The organism is Enterobacter sp. GER_MD16_1505_Eko_090, assembly GCF_003331015.1.
Lineage (GTDB): Bacteria > Pseudomonadota > Gammaproteobacteria > Enterobacterales > Enterobacteriaceae > Enterobacter > Enterobacter roggenkampii.
This window is the reverse complement of the sequence record NZ_PUQF01000003.1, coordinates 23,458-44,963: the sequence shown is the minus strand read 5'-3', so window position 1 is coordinate 44,963 and position 21,506 is coordinate 23,458. Positions and strand designations below refer to the sequence as shown.

Here is a 21,506-nt window from a genome sequence, read left to right as displayed (position 1 = left end):
GCACTTAGTTAAGCGCCTTCCTACAATCGCCGCGAATAGTGTATTCGCAACTGTTACAGTTTTGTGGCGATGAACGACACAAATGGCCTTAAGACAGCCCCCGGACAAAGGAAGTGGCGCGGTGCCTCCTGCTGCGTCTTGCCCGGTGGCGACAATTATCGGAATAAAAATAATGAGCCTGCAAAAAACCTGGGGTAATTCTCCTCTGAGCGCGCTGGGGGCCATGTTGCTCTCCGTGCTGCTCGTCGGATGCGATAACAGCGTCGCGCAAAATGCCGCGCCACCTGCGCCTGCCGTGAGTGCCGCTGACGTGGTGGTGAAATCGATTAGCCAGTGGGATAGCTTTAACGGCCGGATTGAAGCGGTGGAGAGCGTTCAGCTGCGCCCGCGCGTGTCCGGCTACATTGATAAGGTGAATTACACCGACGGCCAGGAAGTGAAGAAGGGCGAGGTGCTGTTCACCATTGATGACCGTACCTATCGCGCCGCGCTGGAACAGGCGCAGGCGAACCTGGCGCGGGCCAAAACGCAGGCCAGCCTGGCGCAAAGTGAGGCTAACCGTACCGATAAGCTGATCAATACCCATCTGGTCTCACGGGAAGAGTGGGAGCAGCGTCGCTCGGCTGCCGTTCAGGCGCAGGCCGATATTCGCGCCGCGCAGGCGGCGGTTGACGCAGCCCAGCTCAATCTGGACTTCACCAAAGTGACCGCGCCTATCGATGGTCGCGCCAGCCGGGCGCTGATCACCAGCGGGAACCTGGTGACTGCGGGCGATACCGCCAGCGTCCTCACCACGCTGGTCTCGCAGAAGACGGTGTACGTCTACTTTGACGTGGACGAGTCAACCTACCTTCACTATCAAAACCTGGCCCGCAGCGGGCAGGGGGCGTCCAGCAATCACACGGCGCTGCCGGTTGAGATTGGCCTGACGGGCGAGGAGGGCTATCCCCATCAGGGCAAAGTGGATTTCCTGGATAACCAGCTCACGCCGAGCACCGGGACCATCCGCATGCGCGCGCTGCTGGATAACTCACAGCGTCAGTTTACGCCGGGACTGTTTGCCCGCGTACGCCTGCCGGGCAGCGCGGAGTTCAAAGCCACGCTTATCGACGACAAGGCGGTGCTGACCGATCAGGATCGTAAATACGTCTATATCGTCGATAAAGAGGGGAAAGCGCAGCGTCGCGACATTACGCCGGGTCGTCTGGCAGACGGTTTACGCATTGTGCGGCAGGGGCTGAACCCTGGCGACAAAGTCATCGTCGAGGGTTTACAGAAAGTGTTTATGCCGGGTATGCCGGTTAACGCCAAAACCGTTGCCATGACCGCCAGCGCCGCCCTCAACTGATCCCTTGACCTGAGAATCCAACCCATGGACTTTTCCCGCTTTTTCATCGACAGGCCGATCTTTGCTGCCGTCCTGTCGATTCTGATTTTTATCACAGGGTTAATCGCCATCCCGCTGCTGCCGGTGAGCGAATACCCTGACGTCGTGCCGCCAAGCGTGCAGGTGCGCGCCGAGTACCCGGGCGCCAACCCGAAAGTGATTGCCGAGACCGTGGCGACGCCGCTGGAAGAGGCGATCAACGGCGTTGAGAACATGATGTACATGAAATCCGTCGCGGGCTCGGACGGCGTGCTGGTGACCACCGTGACCTTCCGTCCGGGGACTGACCCGGATCAGGCGCAGGTTCAGGTGCAGAACCGCGTCGCGCAGGCCGAAGCGCGTCTGCCGGAGGACGTGCGGCGTCTGGGCATTACCACCCAGAAGCAGTCGCCCACGCTGACGCTGGTGGTGCATCTGTTTTCGCCAAACGGTAAGTACGATTCGCTGTATATGCGCAACTACGCCACGCTGAAGGTGAAGGATGAGCTGGCGCGCCTGCCCGGCGTCGGCCAGATCCAGATTTTCGGCTCCGGTGAGTACGCGATGCGCGTCTGGCTGGACCCTAATAAAGTGGCGGCGCGCGGGCTGACCGCCTCGGACGTGGTCACGGCGATGCAGGAGCAAAACGTACAGGTCTCCGCCGGTCAGCTTGGCGCCGAGCCGCTGCCGAAAGAGAGCGACTTCCTGATCTCCATTAACGCCCAGGGCCGCCTGCATACCGAAGAAGAGTTTGGCAATATTGTCCTGAAAACAACGCAGGATGGTACGGTCGTCCGCCTGCGCGACGTGGCGCGGATTGAAATGGGCTCCGGGAGCTATGCGCTGCGTTCCCAGCTGAACAATAAAGACGCGGTCGGGATTGGTATCTTCCAGTCTCCTGGAGCGAACGCCATCGATCTGTCTAACGCGGTGCGCGCGAAAATGGACGAACTGTCCACGCGCTTCCCGGCAGACATGAAGTGGGCGGCACCTTACGATCCGACGGTCTTCGTGCGCGACTCCATCCGTGCGGTGGTGCAAACCCTGCTGGAAGCGGTGGTGCTGGTCGTGCTGGTGGTGATTCTGTTCCTGCAAACCTGGCGCGCGTCGATCATTCCGCTGATCGCGGTGCCGGTGTCGGTGGTGGGTACTTTCAGCATTCTCTACCTGCTGGGCTTCTCGCTGAATACCCTCAGCCTGTTCGGCTTGGTGCTCGCCATCGGTATCGTGGTGGACGACGCCATCGTGGTGGTGGAAAACGTCGAGCGAAATATCGAAGAGGGGCTTGCGCCGCTTGCGGCCGCGCACCAGGCGATGCGTGAAGTGTCCGGGCCGATTATCGCGATTGCGCTGGTGCTGTGCGCGGTATTTGTGCCGATGGCGTTTCTCTCGGGCGTTACCGGTCAGTTCTACAAGCAGTTTGCGGTGACGATCGCGATATCGACGGTGATTTCAGCGATTAACTCGCTGACGCTCTCTCCGGCGCTGGCGGCACTGCTGTTAAAGCCCCACGGCGCGCCGAAAGATTTTCCGACCCGGCTTATCGACCGTCTGTTCGGCTGGATTTTCCGTCCGTTTAACCGCTTTTTCCTCCGCAGTTCAAACGGCTATCAGGGGCTGGTGGGCAAAACGCTGGGACGGCGCGGCGCGGTATTCGTGGTTTACCTGCTGCTGCTTTGTGCCGCAGGCGTCATGTTTAAAGCGGTACCCGGCGGGTTTATTCCCACGCAGGACAAGCTGTACCTGATTGGCGGCGTGAAAATGCCGGAAGGCTCCTCGCTGGCCCGCACCGATGCGGTGATCCGCAAAATGAGCGAAATCGGGATGAATACCGAAGGCGTGGATTATGCGGTCGCGTTTCCGGGGCTGAACGCGCTGCAGTTCACCAATACGCCGAATACCGGAACGGTCTTCTTTGGCCTGAAGCCGTTCGACCAGCGTAAACATTCCGCGGCGGAAATTAACGCGGAGATTAACGCGAAAATCGCGCAAATCCAGCAGGGCTTTGGCTTCTCTATTCTGCCGCCGCCGATTTTAGGGCTGGGTCAGGGGTCGGGCTATTCCCTGTACATTCAGGATCGCGGTGGTCTGGGCTATGGCGCGCTGCAAAATGCGGTGAACACCATGTCCGGAGCGATTATGCAGACGCCGGGGATGCATTTCCCGATCTCAACCTACCAGGCTAACGTGCCGCAGCTGGACGTCCAGGTTGACCGCGACAAGGCGAAAGCGCAGGGCGTGTCGCTGACCGATCTTTTCGGGACGCTGCAAACCTATCTGGGCTCGTCGTACGTCAATGATTTCAACCAGTTCGGGCGTACCTGGCGCGTGATGGCGCAGGCCGACGGGCAGTTCCGCGACAGCGTGGAAGATATTGCGAATCTGCGTACCCGCAACAGCCAGGGCGAAATGGTGCCGATTGGCAGTATGGTGAACATCACGACCACCTACGGGCCCGATCCGGTGATCCGTTACAACGGCTACCCGGCGGCGGACCTGATTGGCGATGCCGACCCGCGCGTGCTCTCATCTGCACAGGCGATGACGCAGCTGGACGCGATGTCTAAGCAGATCCTGCCGAACGGGATGAACATCGAATGGACGGACCTGAGCTTCCAGCAGGCCACCCAGGGCAACACGGCGCTGATCGTCTTCCCGGTCGCGGTACTGCTGGCGTTCCTGGTGCTGGCGGCGCTGTATGAAAGCTGGACGCTGCCGCTGGCGGTGATCCTCATCGTGCCGATGACCATGCTTTCCGCGCTGTTTGGCGTCTGGCTGACCGGGGGCGATAACAACGTCTTCGTGCAGGTGGGGCTGGTGGTGCTGATGGGGCTGGCCTGTAAAAACGCCATTCTTATCGTGGAGTTTGCCCGCGAGCTGGAAATTCAGGGTAAAGGCATTATGGAAGCGGCGCTGGAGGCGTGCCGCCTGCGTTTACGCCCGATTGTGATGACCTCCATCGCCTTTATTGCCGGGACCATTCCGCTGATCCTCGGCCACGGCGCGGGTGCGGAAGTACGCGGCGTCACCGGGATCACGGTATTCTCCGGTATGCTGGGGGTGACGCTGTTTGGTCTGTTCCTGACGCCGGTTTTCTACGTGACGCTGCGTAAGTTTGTCACGCGCGGCAAAAAAGAGGCAAGGGACGTGCTGCCCGCGTAGGGACGTTGCTGATAATAAAAAACCGCCTTCACAGTGAAGGCGGTTTTTTTTCGCATCAGGAAAACGTTATGACGTTTTTTGATACTGGGCAATGAGGTCGGGGAGCGGATCCCATCCGCTGCTGTCGGCGTTTTTCACCGCTTCCAGGGCGCTAGCCACGGTATGGCGCTCCAGTACCGCTAACGACGCCTGCTCGGCCTCTTCAGAAATCGATTTAAAGTACCAGCAGGCGTTAGCGCTGACCACGCAGCGGGCCGGTACGTCAGGGCGCGACGCCCACAGTTTTTTATCTTCGATGACCGAAAGGTAGATGTCGCGCAGGGTGATCTCTTCCGGCGGGCGACCAAGATGAATGGAGCCGTTACGGCCAAGCGTTGAGACGATAATGCCGTCTCGCGTCAGCGGAACCATCAATTTGCGGATGAAGCTCGGGTTCGCTTCCAGGCCGTAGGCCAGAATCGCGCTCGTCGAACGTTCACCCAATTGCTCCGCCATCGCTACGCTGAGAACCATCTGCAAAGCTGTCGGGAAGCGGTAATCTAACATTTCTCTGTCCTGGGTTGCGGTGAATCTTGTTCTTTTTGGCACCGCAGAGGTGAATAAGCAATAAACAACAATATAACAAATACGGTAATTATTTTGAAGCAATCTGCGGCATTTGCGATCAAACCCCCTGTTCTGCTTTAGCTAAACGTGCGGTTCGGGAAGTCAACCGTCACCAGGAGGCCGCCTTCCGAGGACGTACTCAGGTTTACGCTGCTGTTGTGCTGCTGCGCCACCGCTTTGACGATGGCAAGCCCCAGCCCGCTGCCGCTCTGCACCTGATTGGGATCGCGGAAAAAGCGGTCGAACACGCGCTCGCGCAGTTCAGGCGGAATACCCGGGCCCGCATCGGAGACGCGCAGCTGAACGACGCGATCGCAGGCGCTCACGTCGACCTGAATCCGCCCGCCCTCGGGGCTGTACTTCACGGCGTTCTCAATGAGATTATCAATCAGCGACACCAGGCGTTCCCTGACGCCGTGGATCCAGACGTCATCATCGGCAAAGAATTCCAGCTCAATTTTGCGCGCAGACGCTAGCGGTTCCAGCTCGGCCATTCGTTCCTGAATAAGCGTTGTCAGCGGCACGGGTTCCATCGCCGTATCAATGCGCGATTCACTGTGCATCATCAGCAGCAGCTGATTGACGAGGCGCGCGGCGCGGCTGTTGCTGCGAATCACGCCCGCAAGCAGCTCCTTCTGGCTCTCGCTGATGACCCAGGACTGCAGCGCCTCCACGTTGATGCGCATCGCCGCGAGGGGGGTACGCAGCTCGTGTGCAGCATCCGCGATGAAAACCCGCTCCCTTTCCGCGCTTTCACGCACCCTGGCAAGGAAGTCGTTGATCGCGTCCACCATCTGGCGAAGCTCCCGGTGCTTCGGTACGGCTCTTAAAGGGGAGAGGTCGTCCGGCGTGCGTAACGTAATTTCATTGACCACCTTATTCCATGGACGCATCGCAATGCGGATTGAGAGCCACGCGGGAAACAGCAGAAATGGGAAGCAGACCAGCAGCGGCAGGATGTAGTACCCGCGAGAGTTCAGATAGATAAAGAAGTTCCAGCCGCTGGCTGGCGTGAAGAGGGTGACCTCAACGTCAGAGTGAGGGGATTTAAGGGTGCGGCTGGTCCAGGTACGATCTCCACTCTGAACGTGCTCCAGTTCTCCGAATCGGGTGTTTGTTATCCCCGCGGGCGCACCGTCGGAGGCAAAAATAACGGCATTATTCTTGCGAACGATGAGGTTAATCGACAGCACGGGATCTTCCCCTCCGCCGTAACCTTCCCGCAGGGCCTGGCTAAAGGCTTCCAGCACGGCGGTACGATCCTGCGGACGTCCGTCCATACGCTCAGCCAGGGTAAAAACGGTTTCGTACGTTTTACTGCCCGTGAGGATGGGAGGGCTGCGCAGGTCCTCCCACAGAATAAAGGTTAGAAAAAGACACCACAGCAGGGTCAGCAGAAGCATCTGGGCGATGATAATTCGGCGCACCAGCGTCGGGCGCCTCAGGTGATACCAGACGTTTTGCATTAACCGCTCACCTTTTGAATGGAGACGGTATCAATGACGTACCCGACGCCCCGGACCGTTCGCACATAGCCGTCGCCGATTTTCCGCCGCAAATTTCCCATATGCACGTCGAGCGCGTTGCTGAGGTTCTCTTTGTTGCCGAATATCCTTTCCTCCAGAAACCGCCGGGTCAGCACGCGGTCCGCGCGCAGCATCAACGTTTCCAGCAGCGCGTATTCACTGGCCGTTAAATCGATATGGCGCGCACTCACCGTCACGCGGCGCGTTGGGACATGAAGGGATAGCCCGCGAATTTCTATCGCCTCATTTTCAAAACCGTAGCTGCGCCGCGCAAGGGCTCGCACTCGCGCCAGCAGCTCGGCGAGAATAAAAGGTTTGACGAGATAGTCGTCCGCGCCGGCATCCAGGCCGCACAGGCGATCCTGCAATGTCCCTCGCGCCGTCAGGATGATGACGGGGATCCCCTTGAGCTGCTGGCGCAAACGCGTCATCAGGCTCATGCCATCGCCGTCGGGTAGCCCCAGGTCGAGCAAAATTAGTTCCGGCACGCAGACGTCAAGCTGATGCAGCGCATCCTCTTTACGGCGAACCCATATGACGTCAAACCCTTGATCTGAGAGGGCGATACGTACGCCATTGCCGAGATCCAGGTCGTCTTCGATAAGTAGAATTTTCACATTGGTAACGGTATCAACCGTGAATGAAGAATTTCTTAAGAAAAAAACGGTAGCAGGAAATCTGTCCGGATGACAGCGCCCGCGCGCGCTTCAGTCTTTCTTCATTTTCGGCTCATAAGAACCTTAGGGTCACGCTTCAAAATGGGCGTTCCGGCGTTTAACCGCCTGCATCGTCATCATTTGCATCCATAAGGACTTCCTTAATGAGAAATATCGAACTGCGTCATACGTTCCCTCATTTACTTTCGGGCCGCTGCCTGAAAACCCTCGTGCCGGGCGTCGTTCTGGCGTTACTGGCTACGCCTGTACTGGCGGAAGAACAGCGCCAGGGTAACGTCTTAACCCTGGGAGGCGGCGTGGATGTGGGGCCGCGCTACTCGGGTTCAGAGAAAACCCGCGTCTCAGCGGCTCAGGTAGTGGATTATTCCATGGCAAATGGCTTCTTTATCGGCACCACGCGAGGGATCGGTTATGGAAACAATGTTGGCAACCTGGATTACAGCGCAGCGCTGAGCTATCGAGTTGGCCGTAAAGATAAAGACGTGAGCAGCGATTCGATCAGCTCTGGCAGCGACGAGCTGCGGGGGATGGGTGAGATTAAAGGCTCGGCTATCGTGGTACCCGGGGTGGGGTACAAGGTGACCGACTGGCTGAATCTGCAGCTGCAGGCTGAGGTACCGGTGTCTGAGAGAGACAACGGAGAGGCAGTGCATTTCGGCTTGAGCAGCCCGCTCTATACCTCACCAACAAATGCGGTGACGCTGGCGCTGACCGGCAGTTGGGGATCCGACAAGTATATGCAGACGTATTACGGGGTCAACGCCGCCCAGTCGGCCGCATCGGGCTTTGCCCGACATGACGCCGGGGCCGGGATTTATGCCTGGTCGATGAACCTTGACTGGACCCACAAGCTCACCTCTCGCTGGAGCGTGCTTGCCTCAGCGGGCGTGGCGCAGCTGACGGGGGATGCGGGCGATAGCCCGATTGTGCATCGAAAAACGTCGCCGACGGGGAGTTTGAAGGTGACATACAGTTTTTGAGCATGTGATAACGACGTATGTAAGCCGCTCCGGCTAAGATGGCGGGGCGTTACTGCTGGGTGACGGGAAGCGTGATGAACTATCTCAATCTCATGGTGCGTAACAACCTGCTATCTATGCCAAAATGATTCAACATTAGCGATTAACGAGACTTACTGATAATGACCATTGTATTTATTCCATCACTTGCTTTCATCACGGCATCCGGCACGACCAACCCCGGTTAAGCCGCAGTATCTGAACTACGTTTAACATCAGTCAGAATAATAAAAGAGTTAACGTTTTATTAGATTCGCAACAGTGTCGGCCTCCGTCCGGAGCATTTGAAAACCAGAACCTCACTAAGAAATGTGCCAACATGACGCGAGTAATATCTCTGTCCGGAGAATAATGTGTTCGGAAAACTGTTGTTAAACTACATGCCCGGTTTACAAAATTTGTTAGCCTACGATAAAAGCTGGCTAAAGCATGATGTTAAAGCGGGGTTATCCGTTGCGGCCGTAGCGCTACCTGTTGCGATTGCTTACGCTGAGCTGGCGGGGGTGGGGGCAATTGTAGGGCTCTATTCCTGCGTTTTACCGATGATAGCTTACGCACTGTTTGGCTCTTCACGCCAGCTTATTGTGGGCCCTGATGCCACAACCTGCGCGGTGATTGCGGCCGTCGTATTTCCGCTTTCAGCAGGAAACCCCGAACTGCACTGGCAGCTGACGATCATCATGACATTGATGATGGGCGGGTGGTGTTTGCTTGCCAGTAAATTTCGGCTGGGCGCGCTCGCCGATCTGCTTTCTCATCCCATTCTTACCGGTTTACTTAATGGCGTAGCCGTGACGATTATCGTCGGGCAATTAGGCAAGGTGTTGGGGATTAAGCTTGATGAAGCGCAGGTTATTGAAAAAATAATCGCCTTGCCAGGTCGACTTTCAGATAGCCATTTATTAACCGTAGGAATATCCCTTTTTACGTTAATTATTTTAATGGTGATCAAAACGTATCGCAGCCAGTGGCCAGCACCTTTAATCGCCATTGTGATAACAACGGCACTGGTATGGGTGACCTCTGCGCAACAGTACGGCATCGCCACGATTGGGGGAGAAGGCTTCCAGCCTGGTTTACCGGTCGTTCACTGGGGGGCGTTCCAGCCGGGGCCGATGCGTGATTTGGTGATCCCGGCGCTGAACCTGGCGTTGGTCAGTTTTGTCAGTCTGATGCTGACCGCCCGCAGTTTCGCCGCAAAAAATGGCTACGAAATTAATGCGGATGCAGAGTTCCGTGCGCTGGGTATTGCGAACATTATGTCGGGGTTATCTCAGGGGTTTGCTATCAGCGGAGCCGATTCCCGGACCGCGGTGAATGATTCGGTTGGGGGGAAAAGTCAGTTGGTTTCCGTGGTCGCCGCCTTGATCATCGGTATCGTCGTAGTATTTTTCACCCAGCCATTACAATTCATTCCGGTATCTGCGTTAGGGATTGTTCTAATGTATGCATCGTGGTCATTGATTGATTTACGTGGACTATGGAACCTGAGGCGCAGAAATAAACAGGCCTTTCGCCTGGCCTTCTTCACGTTTGGCTGTGTGTTAATTATCGGCGTTATCCAGGGGATCGGCCTTGCAGTGTTGCTTGGCCTGTTGCAGTTCCTTCGTACGGTATTTCGTCCCTCTGAGCACCTGCTGGGCACTGACGAAGAGGGAATGATTCACTCGTTAGGGAATACCACCGATATAAAAATGGTCCCGGGCGTGCTGATGTATCGATTTAACTCACCGTTGACCTATTTTAATGTGGCTTATTTTAAACGTCGGGTATTGAACCTGGTTGATGGAGCAGCCATACAGCCTAAATGGGTGGTCATTGATGCCGTTGCCTGCTTCACCTATTCAGACATCAGTGTCCTGGCAACCATTAATGAGTTAAAGCGCGATCTGAAAGGTCGACAGATTAAATTAATTCTTGCGGGCAGGAAAACGGAGTTAACACGCTGGTTTAAAGACAGTCGGCCAACAATGAATGATGATGACATGATTCTGGCGCCAGACCTCTACCTGGCACTTCGGTTCATTCAGAGCAAAGAGAGTGCGAGTGAGGGGGAATCAGTCGGTGATACATAACCAAATAGTGGTGAAAGGCTCGTAACGCATGCTACTGGCAGGCAGGGAACACTCACAATTTCTACCACCGAGGCTCAGCTACTGTTGGACTGGACAGTGAGATGTTCCTTGCCCGTCTTACCTTCTTCTGCCATCTATCTCAGTAAAACCTGAATCAGCTGAACAAAGATATACACTGCCGCCGCCACTCGTATTGCCTGCCAGCCCCATCTGAGATAGCGCCATTCATAGCGTTCTCTGGCATTAGCCTCTGCTATAGCGGAGTCATAACGCTTTTTTTTCTTTCTCCTGACTCCGTCTATTACCCACAGGATGAGAATAAAGATAATGATGGTTTTCTGAAGTATGGGATTATCCACTAAAAATGACTCCGGCTTGCTCGCTGAAAAAGCAGAATAGAGGAACAGTCGTCACGTATCCACCACTAAATGTGGGGGTATGAATGAGATTTACCCTGATTCGATTTTGAGATGACCCTGCCCGTAGCCGGTTTCTCCGCTGTGAATGCGCAATCTCTGGTGCGCCGTATCAGGCTGACGGCTATAAGCAAGGAGGGGACCTTGAGTACCATTCATTTTCGCCAGAACAAAAATAGATAGGGTCGTGCCTACAAATAAATAAACTCATAACTCACAATGTAACTTCCAATATTATTCACACGGGCTGTCACCCACACCCCAGTCATTCCCTGCTTACGGTGGCTGTGCAGATATTCTTTGTTTGTACAAAGCTGAATCCATCTGTTGGTGTTCTGATCTTTTAACCAGAGACCCGCTTCACAATGGCCATGCTTACCTCTCGAAGGTCCCGGAAAGACAACCTCATATTCAGATTCATAGCCAATTATTTTGTCCGGGAAGAGATAGACATAAATATCATAACAATTTAAGCTCAATACAAACCCAAGGCAAAAGCCGCTAAAAAAAGCACTGGCAATATATTCTAATGTTTTGTTAAAAGTGCGCAGGTAAAAAGCGCGCATAACAAAAATTGTTCCAATCAAAACGCCAAGTGAAATATATGTCATCCATTCAGGGACGGATTTTTTTAATATAGTATTATGGGAGATGCCAGATGCCCATGACATATACCAGAGCCATCCACCTAAAACGCTGAATATCACGGCTGTAACAAGTAATTTCTTGCGTTTATCTTCGAAAGAATAATTTTTAGTCATGGTTTTGTTTTGTATGTATCAAACGAAAGTGTTGACCTTACCAGGAAAAGCTATTTTATATTATTAAATTCAATATGCCTCCTGTTTCGAGTTAAATTTTTTAAGCTTCCTCTTTTGACCGTAGCTTGCTCGCTACCCGCGAGCAAGCCACACCCCTTAGCGATACAACGTCTTTTCCGCAACCGGAATAAGGAGCCCGGATCGCCAGTCCGCGAGCGTCAGCTGCGCAAGCTTACCCAGCGCGGTATAAAACGGATGCCCGGCGTTGTCGACAAACACGGACAGGAAGCGGGTGCTCCACGGCAGCAGGTGCCACGCCAGAAGTTGAGCACACTCCTCATCGCGGCCGTTCTCGGCCAGCCACGCCGCCAGCAGTAGCAAAGTCCCGAAGTGGTCTTCCGGTTCATTCTGCTGCATTTCAAATGCGATAGCGTTCTCCCGCATCCACTGGCGCAGCGCGAGGGTCGAGTCGCCGAACAGCACGGATTCGCGGTCCAGCCAGACGGAGCCCCACGGTGGCGCGGGCAGGGCGTAAGGGCCAATAAACAGTCGTTGCCAGGCGTCCGTCAGCGGTTCGTCGGCAGACGCGGCAAAGGTGTCGGCTACGGGTCGCAGCGTTTCCGAAGGCAGAGGCCAGTCCTGAACCCATTCGCCTGCGGTGAGGGCCTGCACCAGCGGCGCGGCCTGCTCGCTGTCTGGTGCGAAATAAAACAGCGCACCCAGCACCCGGGCGCTGAACGCGAACGATTCACGATGTGAGACATCTTTCATTACATCTTCCTTGCTCGCGCGGAGGGTGTCCGCGCGACTGAGTTAACCGATAATACAAACCATAGAATAAACCACGGTCACGCCATTCACCCGTTACACCTTCTCGATCTGTACCAGATTGGTGTGCTGCGGGTTGCCTTTGGCCAGCGGTGACGGGCGGTGCGTGGTCAGGGTGTTGATGCATGAGCCGTGGTCGACACGATCGCCACTCATAGTGGCGTCGTGCCAGGCCCCCTGGCCCATGGCGCTGACGCCGGGCATGATGCGCGGCGTCACTTTCGCTTCAATTCTTACCTCACCGCGGTCGTTAAAGACGCGCACCGTATCGCCGTTCTTAATGCCGCGTTTTTCGGCATCGACAGGATTAAGCCATACCTCCTGGCGGCAGGCGGCTTTCAGCACGTCCACGTTACCGTAGCTTGAGTGGGTACGGGCCTTAAAGTGGAAGCCAAACAGCTGCAGCGGGAACCGCGCGCGCTCGGGCGCGTCCCAGCCGTCGAAGGTTGACGCGTAGACGGGCAGCGGGCTGATGGTCTCATCTTTTTCCAGCTCCCAGGTGGCCGCAATCTCCGCCAGCTTGCTGGAGTAAATTTCAATCTTACCCGATGGGGTTTTCAGCGGATTGGCTTCCGGGTTTTCGCGGAATTTTTTATAGGCCACAAAATGGCCGTTCGGATCTTTGCGCTTGTAAATGCCCCTTTTTTTCAGCTCGTCATAGGACGGCAGTTTGGGATCTTTTTCGAGCATTTTGGCATACAGATACTGCAACCACTGTTCCTGTGTCCGTCCTTCGGTGAATTTCTGGTGGATATCCGGCCCGAGGCGTTTCGCCACTTCGCTCATGATCCAGTAGATGGGCTTGCGTTCAAACTTCGGCGCGGTCACGGGCTGAAGGAATATCAGGTAGCCCATGTTGCCCGCATAATCGTTTGGAATGATGTCTTCCTGCTCGACGGTCATCAGGTCCGGCAACACGATATCGGCATACTTCGCTGATGATGTCATGAAGTTATCAATGACCACAATCATCTCGCACTTGCTTTCATCCTGCAGGATATCGTGGGTTTTATTGATATCGGAGTGCTGGTTGATGAGGGGGTTGCCCGCGTAGTTCCAGATGAACTTAATCGGCACGTCCAGCTTATCCTTGCCGCGCACGCCGTCGCGCAGGGCGGTCATCTCCGGCCCACGGGCGATGGCGTCCGTCCAGCTGAAGCAGGAAATTTGCGTTTTGACCGGGTTATCCGGCAGCGGCATACGTTCGATGGTGATGGTGTACGTCGACTCACGCGCGCCGCTGTTCCCGCCGTTGATCCCGACGTTTCCGGTGAGGATCGGCAGCATCGCGATAGCGCGGGAGGTCAGCTCGCCGTTCGCCTGACGCTGAGGTCCCCAGCCCTGGCAGATATAAGCCGGTTTAGCGGAGCCGATTTCCCGGGCAAGCTTAACGATGCGATCGGCGGGAATACCGGTGATGCGGGAGGCCCACTCCGGCGTTTTCGCCGTGTGGTCATCGCCCTGGCCGAGAATATACGCTTTGTAGTGACCGTTAGCGGGCGCGCCTTCCGGCAGCGTTTTTTCGTCGTAGCCAACGCAGTATTTGTCGAGGAACGGCTGGTCGACCAGGTTTTCGTCGATTAATACCCAGGCAATACCCGCCACCAGCGCGGCATCGGTTCCCGGACGGATCGGGATCCATTCATCTTCGCGTCCGGCTGCCGTGTCGGTGTAGCGCGGGTCGATAACAATCATGCGCGCGTTGGACCGCTCGCGAGCCTGTTCCAGATAGTACGTAATCCCGCCGCCGCTCATGCGCGTTTCCGCCGGGTTATTGCCGAACATCACTACTAGTTTGGTGTTTTCGATGTCCGAGGTGCTGTTGCCGTCGTTGCTGCCGTAGGTGTAGGGCATCGCGCAGGCAATTTGCGCCGTGCTGTAGGTGCCGTAGTGGCTCAGGAAGCCGCCGTAGCAGTTCATCAGGCGCGCCACCAGCGAAGCGTAAGGGGAGGAGCGGGTGATATTGCCGCCGACAATCCCGGAAGAGTAGTTGATATACACCGCTTCGTTGCCGTAGTTGGCCACCACGTCTTTCAGGCTGGCGGCGATCGTGTCGAGCGCTTCATCCCACGTGATGCGCTCGAACTTGCCTTCGCCGCGTTTGCCCACGCGCTTCATCGGGTAGTTCAGACGGTCAGGGTGATTGATGCGGCGACGAATAGAACGTCCGCGCAGGCAGGCGCGCACCTGGTGATCGCCATACACATCCTCGCCGGTGTTATCCGTTTCGACCCAGTACACTTCGTTGTCGCGGACGTGCAGACGCAGCGCACAGCGGCTGCCGCAGTTGACCGAGCAGGCGCCCCACACCACGGTATCTTCAGGAGGCTGGACGGCATGCTTCACCGCAGCGGCAGCGCTTTTAAGGCCAAAGGGAAGCGAGATCCCACCAGCGGCAAGCGCCAGAGAACCTATCGCCGTAGATTTCACGAGAGTTCGACGGCTAATTCCGCCGTCGTAATGTTCAGCATCGGACATGGCTCACCCCATCATTATTATTGCGTATTATTTCTCCCGAAATGATATCCGGGCTAATGATGGGGTGAGTGTTACTTATTTGGGGGTAGTAGATCTTAATCCTTATCAAATCAAAGGGAATTGACGCTCAATTACTGAGGTTCAGCTGCCGCACCGCTACCTGTGCGGGTATACAGAATTTTAAAGGTGTCGTTAGCGCAGTGGCCTACAACCTGAGTGCCCGGCTGATCGGCCTGGTCGTTCGGCACAATGTTCAGCGTAAAACCTGACTCAGGCACGCCGTTGTTGACGATCTTCTGCTGAATGTCGCTTTTCACGCGCTCGCAGGAATCCGGTGCCGCCAGCGCGGCCGTTGAGGCACTCATTAACAGCAGGGCGGTAATCCAGGGTAACCGTTTCATCTGTAGCTCCTTTTCTCTGTGTAGAGATTAATTTTAGCAGGCTTCGTGTAAACATCTGTATTTGCTAATATGATTGGGAATAATCTCCCTGTACGGAAATGAATGTGAAGAAATATGCAGCGATAACGCTCCTGGCAGCAACACTGGTGGGGTGCGACAACAGCTCCGCGCCGCTGTCGTTTACGCCCGAGATGGCGAGTTTTTCAAACGAATTTGATTTTGATCCGCTGCGCGGCCCGGTCAAAGACTTTACCCAGACGCTGTTCAACGAGAAGGGCGAAGTGTCTAAACGGGTCACCGGCACCGTCTCGACGGAAGGGTGTTTCGATACGCTGGAGCTACACGACCTGGAGGCCAACACCAGCGTGGCGCTGGTGCTGGATGCCAATTACTATCTTGATGCGGAAACCCAGCAGCGCAAAGTGAAGCTGCAGGGCAAATGCCAGCTGGCCGAACTGCCGTCAGCCGGGGTAACGTGGGATACCGACGACAACGGATTTGTGGTGGCGGCGCACGGCAAAGAGATGGAAGTGAAGTATCGCTACGACGCGGATGGTTACCCGCTGGGCAAAACCACCGTATCAGGGGATCAGCATCTGTCCGTCCAGTCGACGCCGTCGAAAGACCTGCGCAAAAGAATGGATTACTCGGCAGTCAGCATGTTGAATGACAAGCCGCTGGGCAACGTGACGCAGAGCTGCGACTACGATCGCCACAATAACCCGGTGAGCTGCGATCTGACCATCACGGACGATAGCGTCAAACCCGCCGTTGAGCACAAGTACACCATCAAGAACACGATTGAATATTACTGAGCGTAAAGTGCATTTTGTGCGTTTCGCCCGGCGGCGCTACGCTTGCACGGGCCTACAATGAAGCACCCTGTAGGCCGGGTAAGCACAGCGCCACCCGGCAAGAAAGACAGCTCAATGGTTTATGACACGGTTTGTCATCGATCTCACTGCGCGGTAGGTTTCAGCAGGCTGGCGCCTGACGGTTTATGTCCGGCCAGGTGCTGATGCTGGAAAATGCACATGCGGATGGTGTTGCGGTATTCACCGTTGATAAAGAACTCGTGAATCAGCTCGCCTTCCACCATAAAGCCCAGCTTGCGATAGATATGGATCGCTTTTTCGTTCTCTTTGTCCACAATCAGGTAAAGCTTGTAGAGATTCAGAACGTTGAATCCGTAATCCATTGCCAGCCTGGCCGCGCGTGACGCAAGGCCTTTTCCCTGATGCTCAGGGGAGATGATGATCTGGAACTCCGCCCGACGGTGAACGTGGTTGATCTCAACCAGCTCCACCAGCCCGGCTTTTTCACCTTCACACTCCACCACAAAACGACGTTCACTCTGATCGTGAATGTGCTTATCGTAGAGATCGGACAGCTCGACAAAGGCCTCATAAGGCTCTTCGAACCAGTAGCGCATCACGCTGGCATTGTTGTCGAGCTGGTGGACAAAGCGCAGGTCTTCACGCTCCAGCGGACGGAGTTTAACGTCGCAGGGCGCCGACATTATGGGGCTACCGTGCGGCCAGTGCGGCGATCCAGGCATCGCAGGGTGTTAGGCTCCCAGTAGGCATTGACGTTTGCACTTTGCTGACACTTATCGCGCGCGTCAAAAGCGACATCTTCTTTGTCCCACTCTTTTTCGGCACGTTTGTTGACCTTCTGGCGAAGGCTACGGGTGTCATTCCATTGTTCTTTGTCCATGGCGGCGTTCTGGCGGCTTTGCGCGCTGTCACCAGACTCAATAATGAGCTTGCTGGTTTCCGCTGTCGCAGAGGCGGCAAAGGCGAACGATGACAGCGCCAGCAGGGCTGTCAGACAAAGGCGTTTGCTTAATGTGGTCATAGCGTTTCCTTTTAAATGGGTGCAGATAATCAAGTTACCCCGTACAGATTCTACACTAAAGCGAAATGACGGCATACCCGCGGAGCGAGTATGGAAAAGTAAAGGGCATCATCAGGTATGATGGTTAAATAAATCCTCACCTGACGTGAAATATGCTTAAAACGACGCTGCTTTTTTTTGCGACTGCGCTGTGTGAAATCATCGGTTGCTTCCTGCCCTGGCTCTGGCTCAAAAAGGGGGGAACCGTATTGCTGCTCATTCCGGCAAGCGTTGCGCTGGCCCTGTTTGTCTGGCTGTTAACGCTGCATCCGGCGGCCAGCGGGCGCGTTTATGCGGCTTACGGCGGCGTCTATGTCTGCACGGCGCTGCTGTGGCTACGTGTGGTGGACGGCGTCAAGCTCAGCGTCTATGACTGGGGCGGCGCGCTGATTGCCCTGTGCGGTATGCTGATTATTGTGGCGGGATGGGGCCGCGCATGAGCCCCCGGTTTTGTGATCGTTAGCTTATTTTACGATCATTATACTTGTATGGTAGTAGTGTAGTTGCGTAAATTTCCGGCATCACAACGAACGATGTAAGGAAAGGAATTATGAAGATTGTCGCGGCTGACGTGTTTGTTACCTGCCCGGGGAGGAACTTTGTCACCCTTAAAATCACCACCGATGAGGGGATTGTCGGCCTCGGTGACGCTACCCTAAACGGACGCGAGCTCTCCGTGGCCTCATACCTGAAGGATCACCTTTGCCCCCAGCTCATTGGCCGCGATGCGCACCGCATCGAAGACATCTGGCAGTTCTTCTACAAAGGTGCTTACTGGCGTCGCGGTCCGGTTACCATGTCGGCCATCTCCGCCGTGGATATGGCGCTGTGGGATATCAAAGCCAAAGCGGCCAACATGCCGCTCTACCAGCTGCTGGGTGGCGCCTCACGCGAAGGGGTGATGGTCTACTGTCACACCACCGGCCACACCATTGACGACGTGCTGGAAGATTACGCCCGTCACAAAGAGATGGGCTTTAAGGCGATCCGCGTGCAGTGCGGCGTGCCGGGCATGAAAACCACCTACGGCATGGCCAAAGGGAAGGGGCTGGCCTACGAGCCTGCGACCAAAGGCGACTGGCCGGAAGAGCAGCTCTGGTCCACCGAAAAATACCTCGACTTCACGCCGAAGCTGTTCGACGCGGTGCGCAGTAAATTCGGCTTCAATGAGCACCTCCTGCACGACATGCACCACCGCCTGACGCCCATCGAAGCGGCGCGCTTCGGCAAGAGTATCGAAGCGTTCCGCATGTTCTGGATGGAGGATCCCACCCCTGCGGAAAACCAGGCCTGCTTCCGCCTGATCCGCCAGAACACCGTTACGCCCATTGCGGTAGGCGAAGTGTTTAACAGCATCTGGGACTGCAAGCAGCTCATCGAAGAGCAGCTGATCGACTATATCCGCACCACCATTACCCACGCAGGCGGCATCACCGGGATGCGCCGCATCGCGGACTTCGCGTCGCTCTATCAGGTGCGTACCGGCTCGCACGGTCCGTCGGATCTGTCGCCCGTGTGCCATGCCGCGGCGCTGCATTTCGACCTGTGGGTGCCGAACTTCGGCGTGCAGGAATATATGGGCTACTCCGAACAGATGCTGGAGGTCTTCCCGCACAGCTGGCGCTTTGATAACGGCTATATGCATCCGGGCGACAAGCCGGGGCTGGGCATCGAGTTTGATGAAAAGCTGGCGGCGAAATACCCGTACGATCCGGCCTATCTGCCGGTGGCCCGTCTTGAAGACGGCACGCTGTGGAACTGGTAAGCGAGGAGCAAACGATGAAAAGCGTAGTGATTCAACAGCCGAACGAACTGGTAATTGAAGAGCGTCAACTCCCGGTACCTGGCGCAGGTGACGTCCGCGTCAGTATCAAGCTGGCCGGGATCTGCGGGTCGGATAGCCACATCTACCGCGGCCATAACCCGTTTGCGAAGTATCCGCGCGTCATCGGCCATGAGTTTTTTGGCGTGATTGACGCCGTGGGCGAGGGCGTTGACAGCGCGCGCCTGGGCCAACGCGTTTCGGTCGATCCGGTGATCAGCTGCGGGCACTGCTACCCGTGCTCCGTGGGAAAACCGAACGTCTGTACCTCGCTGGTGGTGCTGGGCGTTCACCGTGACGGCGGCTTTAGCGAATATGCGGTCGTGCCCGCACAAAACGCCTGGCCCATTCCGGATGACATTCCTGATAAGCACGCCGTCATGGTTGAGCCCTTCACCATCGCCGCCAACGTAACGGGGCAGGCGAAACCGACTGAACAGGACGTCGCGCTGATATATGGCGCCGGGCCGATGGGGCTGGTTACGGTTCAGGCCCTGAAAGGCGTCTATAAGGTGAAGCAGGTTATCGTGGTTGATCGCATAGACGAGCGTCTGGCGATGGCCCGGCGCAGCGGCGCGGATTGGGTCTTTAATAACGATGAGCAGTCGCTGCAGGCCGCGCTGGAGGAAAAAGGCATCAAACCGACGTTAATCATTGATGCCGCCTGCCATCCCTCCATTTTGCAGGAAGCGATAACCCTGGCCTCACCGGCGGCGCGCATCGTGCTGATGGGGTTCTCCAGCGAGCCGAGCCAGATTGTTCAGCAGGGCATCACCGGCAAAGAGCTGGCGATCTTCTCCTCGCGCCTGAACGCCAACAAATTCCCGGTCGTTATCGACTGGCTGAAGAGGGGGCTGATCGACCCGGAAAAACTGATCACCCATACCTTTGACTATCACCACGTTAAAGACGCTATTGAACTGTTTGAGAAAGACCAGCGGCAGTGCTGCAAAGTTTTGCTCACGTTCGGCCAATAATCATTTACGCGGTTAAGCGCCTGCGCAGACAGGCGCTATGTGGTACGCATCTTACCTTTCAGAGATAGCCATTATGACGCAAGTACAACCTCAAAGAACCACATCCGATCTGGTGAAAGCCGCCGTTTCCGGCTGGCTGGGCACTGCCCTGGAATTTATGGATTTCCAGCTTTACTCGCTGGGCGCCGCTCTGGTCTTCCATGAGATCTTCTTCCCGGAACAGTCCGCCGCGATGGCGCTGATCCTCGCGATGGGCACCTACGGCGCAGGCTATATTGCGCGCATCGTCGGCGCCTTTATCTTCGGCAGAATGGGCGACAGCATTGGTCGTAAGAAGGTGCTGTTCATTACCATCACCATGATGGGGATCTGCACCACGCTGATTGGCGTCCTGCCGACCTACGCGCAGATCGGGATTTTTGCCCCCGTGCTGCTGGTGACGCTGCGCATTATTCAGGGCCTCGGCGCCGGGGCTGAGATCTCCGGCGCCGGGACCATGCTGGCGGAGTACGCGCCGAAAGGTAAACGCGGCATCATCTCCTCGCTGGTGGCGATGGGGACTAACTGCGGGACGCTGAGCGCAACGGCGATCTGGGCCATCATGTTCTTTGCCCTCGATCGTGAACAGCTGCTCGCCTGGGGCTGGCGCGTGCCTTTCCTCGCCAGCGTCGTGGTGATGATCTTCGCCATCTGGCTGCGTATGAACCTCAAGGAGAGCCCGGTCTTTGAGAAAGTGAACGATGTGCAAGCTGCGCAGCCGGACACCTCACTGGGTTCCATGGTGAAAAGCAAATCCTTCTGGCTGGCGACCGGCCTGCGTTTCGGCCAGGCAGGCAACTCAGGTTTGATCCAGACCTTCCTCGCGGGTTATCTGGTCCAGACGCTGCTGTTCGATAAGGCCATCCCGACCGATGCGCTGATGATCAGCTCCATTCTCGGGTTTATCTCCATTCCGCTGCTGGGCTGGCTTTCCGATAAAGTGGGGCGCCGTCTGCCGTACATTATCCTCAATATCTCCGCCATTATTCTGGCCTATCCGATGCTGTCGATCATCGTCGATAAGAGCTATGCACCCGGGACGATCATGCTCTGCATCATCGTTATCCATAACTTCGCCGTGCTGGGGCTGTTTGCGCTGGAAAATATCACCATGGCGGAGATGTTTGGCTCGCGAAATCGCTTTACCCGTATGGCGATCTCCAAAGAGGCGGGCGGTCTCGTAGCGGTGGGCTTTGGTCCGGTACTGGCAGGGATTTTCTGCAATATGACCGGCTCCTGGTGGCCGATTGTCGCCATGCTGGTGGCCTATTCCGTGATTGGACTGATCTCGGCGATCCTGATGCCGGAAGTGCGCGACCGTGATTTAAGCGCGGCGCAAGACGCAGCCGAGTCTGCGCCGAAAGAGACGGTCGGTTACGGTGCCGTCTCCTCAAGACGCTGATGGTTTATAGCTTGCGCTACCTGTCACACAACTTTGATTTTGTGTCACACCACAT

The 21,506-nt window shown here is 56.1% G+C and carries 19 protein-coding genes; 9 read left to right on the top strand and 10 right to left on the bottom strand.

The annotated features are described in order from the left end of the window. Nucleotides 1-172: 172 nt before the first annotated feature. Nucleotides 173-1,348, top strand: coding sequence for an efflux RND transporter periplasmic adaptor subunit (locus C6A40_RS04215; RefSeq protein WP_032651679.1), 1,176 nt, complete (start codon nt 173-175; stop codon nt 1,346-1,348). Between the two features lie 24 nt (nt 1,349-1,372). Then, complete coding sequence (gene oqxB / locus C6A40_RS04210) at nt 1,373-4,528, top strand: multidrug efflux RND transporter permease subunit OqxB (protein ID WP_045335981.1); 3,156 nt, start codon at nt 1,373-1,375, stop codon at nt 4,526-4,528. Between the two features lie 66 nt (nt 4,529-4,594). Here oqxB and C6A40_RS04205 read toward each other — a convergent pair whose 3' ends face one another. The 3 genes from C6A40_RS04205 to C6A40_RS04195 form a co-directional block, all read right to left on the bottom strand. After that, the gene (locus C6A40_RS04205; protein ID WP_008502426.1) at nt 4,595-5,074 is read right to left on the bottom strand and encodes an RrF2 family transcriptional regulator; all 480 of its coding nucleotides are present in this window, start codon (nt 5,072-5,074) and stop codon (nt 4,595-4,597) included. A 137-nt stretch (nt 5,075-5,211) separates the two neighbouring features. Next, nucleotides 5,212-6,600, bottom strand: a complete 1,389-nt coding sequence (locus C6A40_RS04200; protein WP_045335979.1) for a sensor histidine kinase — start codon at nt 6,598-6,600, stop codon at nt 5,212-5,214. Further along, nucleotides 6,600-7,277: a response regulator gene (locus C6A40_RS04195; RefSeq protein WP_021241213.1), complete on the bottom strand. Its 678-nt coding sequence runs from the start codon at nt 7,275-7,277 to the stop codon at nt 6,600-6,602. Before C6A40_RS04195 ends, C6A40_RS04200 begins: the two co-directional genes overlap by 1 nt. Before the next feature lie 203 nt (nt 7,278-7,480). Between C6A40_RS04195 and C6A40_RS04190 the strand changes: the two genes are divergently transcribed. Together C6A40_RS04190 and C6A40_RS04185 are read left to right on the top strand one after the other, a co-directional pair. Then, nucleotides 7,481-8,317, top strand: coding sequence for a MipA/OmpV family protein (locus C6A40_RS04190; RefSeq protein WP_045335977.1), 837 nt, complete (start codon nt 7,481-7,483; stop codon nt 8,315-8,317). Nucleotides 8,318-8,709: 392 nt separating this feature from the next. Then, nucleotides 8,710-10,431: a SulP family inorganic anion transporter gene (locus tag C6A40_RS04185; protein ID WP_023344028.1), complete on the top strand. Its 1,722-nt coding sequence runs from the start codon at nt 8,710-8,712 to the stop codon at nt 10,429-10,431. Between the two features lie 134 nt (nt 10,432-10,565). On the opposite strand, the gene C6A40_RS25200 is transcribed toward C6A40_RS04185, so the two are convergent. The 5 genes from C6A40_RS25200 to C6A40_RS04160 all read right to left on the bottom strand — a co-directional run bounded on the left by C6A40_RS25200 (nt 10,566) and on the right by C6A40_RS04160 (nt 15,315). After that, nucleotides 10,566-10,790 carry a hypothetical protein gene (locus tag C6A40_RS25200; RefSeq protein ID WP_032674682.1) on the bottom strand — a complete coding sequence of 75 codons (225 nt, stop codon included), beginning with the start codon at nt 10,788-10,790 and terminating at the stop codon, nt 10,566-10,568. Between the two features lie 248 nt (nt 10,791-11,038). Beyond that, entirely contained in the window at nt 11,039-11,608 is a 570-nt protein-coding gene (locus C6A40_RS04175; RefSeq protein ID WP_021241217.1) for a hypothetical protein, read from the bottom strand. Nucleotides 11,609-11,764: 156 nt separating this feature from the next. Next, complete coding sequence (gene dmsD / locus C6A40_RS04170) at nt 11,765-12,379, bottom strand: Tat proofreading chaperone DmsD (protein ID WP_045335975.1); 615 nt, start codon at nt 12,377-12,379, stop codon at nt 11,765-11,767. A 93-nt stretch (nt 12,380-12,472) separates the two neighbouring features. Beyond that, nucleotides 12,473-14,914, bottom strand: a complete 2,442-nt coding sequence (gene ynfE / locus C6A40_RS04165; protein ID WP_114191241.1) for a selenate/tellurate reductase subunit YnfE — start codon at nt 14,912-14,914, stop codon at nt 12,473-12,475. A 131-nt stretch (nt 14,915-15,045) separates the two neighbouring features. Beyond that, a complete protein-coding gene (locus C6A40_RS04160; protein WP_021241220.1) occupies nt 15,046-15,315 on the bottom strand; it encodes a DUF1161 domain-containing protein in 270 nt (89 codons plus the stop codon). 98 nt (nt 15,316-15,413) lie between these two features. On the opposite strand from C6A40_RS04160, the gene C6A40_RS04155 reads away from it, so the two are divergent. Beyond that, complete coding sequence (locus tag C6A40_RS04155) at nt 15,414-16,130, top strand: YnfC family lipoprotein (RefSeq protein WP_008502416.1); 717 nt, start codon at nt 15,414-15,416, stop codon at nt 16,128-16,130. A 143-nt stretch (nt 16,131-16,273) separates the two neighbouring features. Here the strand turns inward: C6A40_RS04155 and speG are convergent, their stop codons facing one another. Continuing rightward, on the bottom strand, nt 16,274-16,834 hold the full coding sequence (speG, locus tag C6A40_RS04150) for a spermidine N1-acetyltransferase (protein ID WP_008502415.1): 561 nt from the start codon (nt 16,832-16,834) through the stop codon (nt 16,274-16,276). Further along, nucleotides 16,834-17,172, bottom strand: coding sequence for a DUF1283 family protein (locus C6A40_RS04145; protein WP_008502414.1), 339 nt, complete (start codon nt 17,170-17,172; stop codon nt 16,834-16,836). The genes speG and C6A40_RS04145 overlap by 1 nt, the downstream gene beginning before the upstream one ends. 152 nt (nt 17,173-17,324) lie before the next feature. Between C6A40_RS04145 and C6A40_RS04140 the strand changes: the two genes are divergently transcribed. The 4 genes from C6A40_RS04140 (at nt 17,325) to C6A40_RS04125 (ending at nt 21,451) form a co-directional block, all read left to right on the top strand. After that, nucleotides 17,325-17,651 (top strand): YnfA family protein, encoded by a 327-nt coding sequence (locus tag C6A40_RS04140; RefSeq protein ID WP_044596335.1) that lies wholly within the window; start codon nt 17,325-17,327, stop codon nt 17,649-17,651. Between the two features lie 110 nt (nt 17,652-17,761). Beyond that, the gene (gene manD, locus C6A40_RS04135; protein WP_045335973.1) at nt 17,762-18,976 is read left to right on the top strand and encodes a D-mannonate dehydratase ManD; all 1,215 of its coding nucleotides are present in this window, start codon (nt 17,762-17,764) and stop codon (nt 18,974-18,976) included. 14 nt (nt 18,977-18,990) lie between these two features. Beyond that, nucleotides 18,991-20,010 (top strand): Zn-dependent oxidoreductase, encoded by a 1,020-nt coding sequence (locus tag C6A40_RS04130; RefSeq protein ID WP_045335971.1) that lies wholly within the window; start codon nt 18,991-18,993, stop codon nt 20,008-20,010. Between the two features lie 73 nt (nt 20,011-20,083). Then, nucleotides 20,084-21,451, top strand: a complete 1,368-nt coding sequence (locus C6A40_RS04125) for an MFS transporter (RefSeq protein WP_008502410.1) — start codon at nt 20,084-20,086, stop codon at nt 21,449-21,451. Nucleotides 21,452-21,506: the final 55 nt, after the last annotated feature.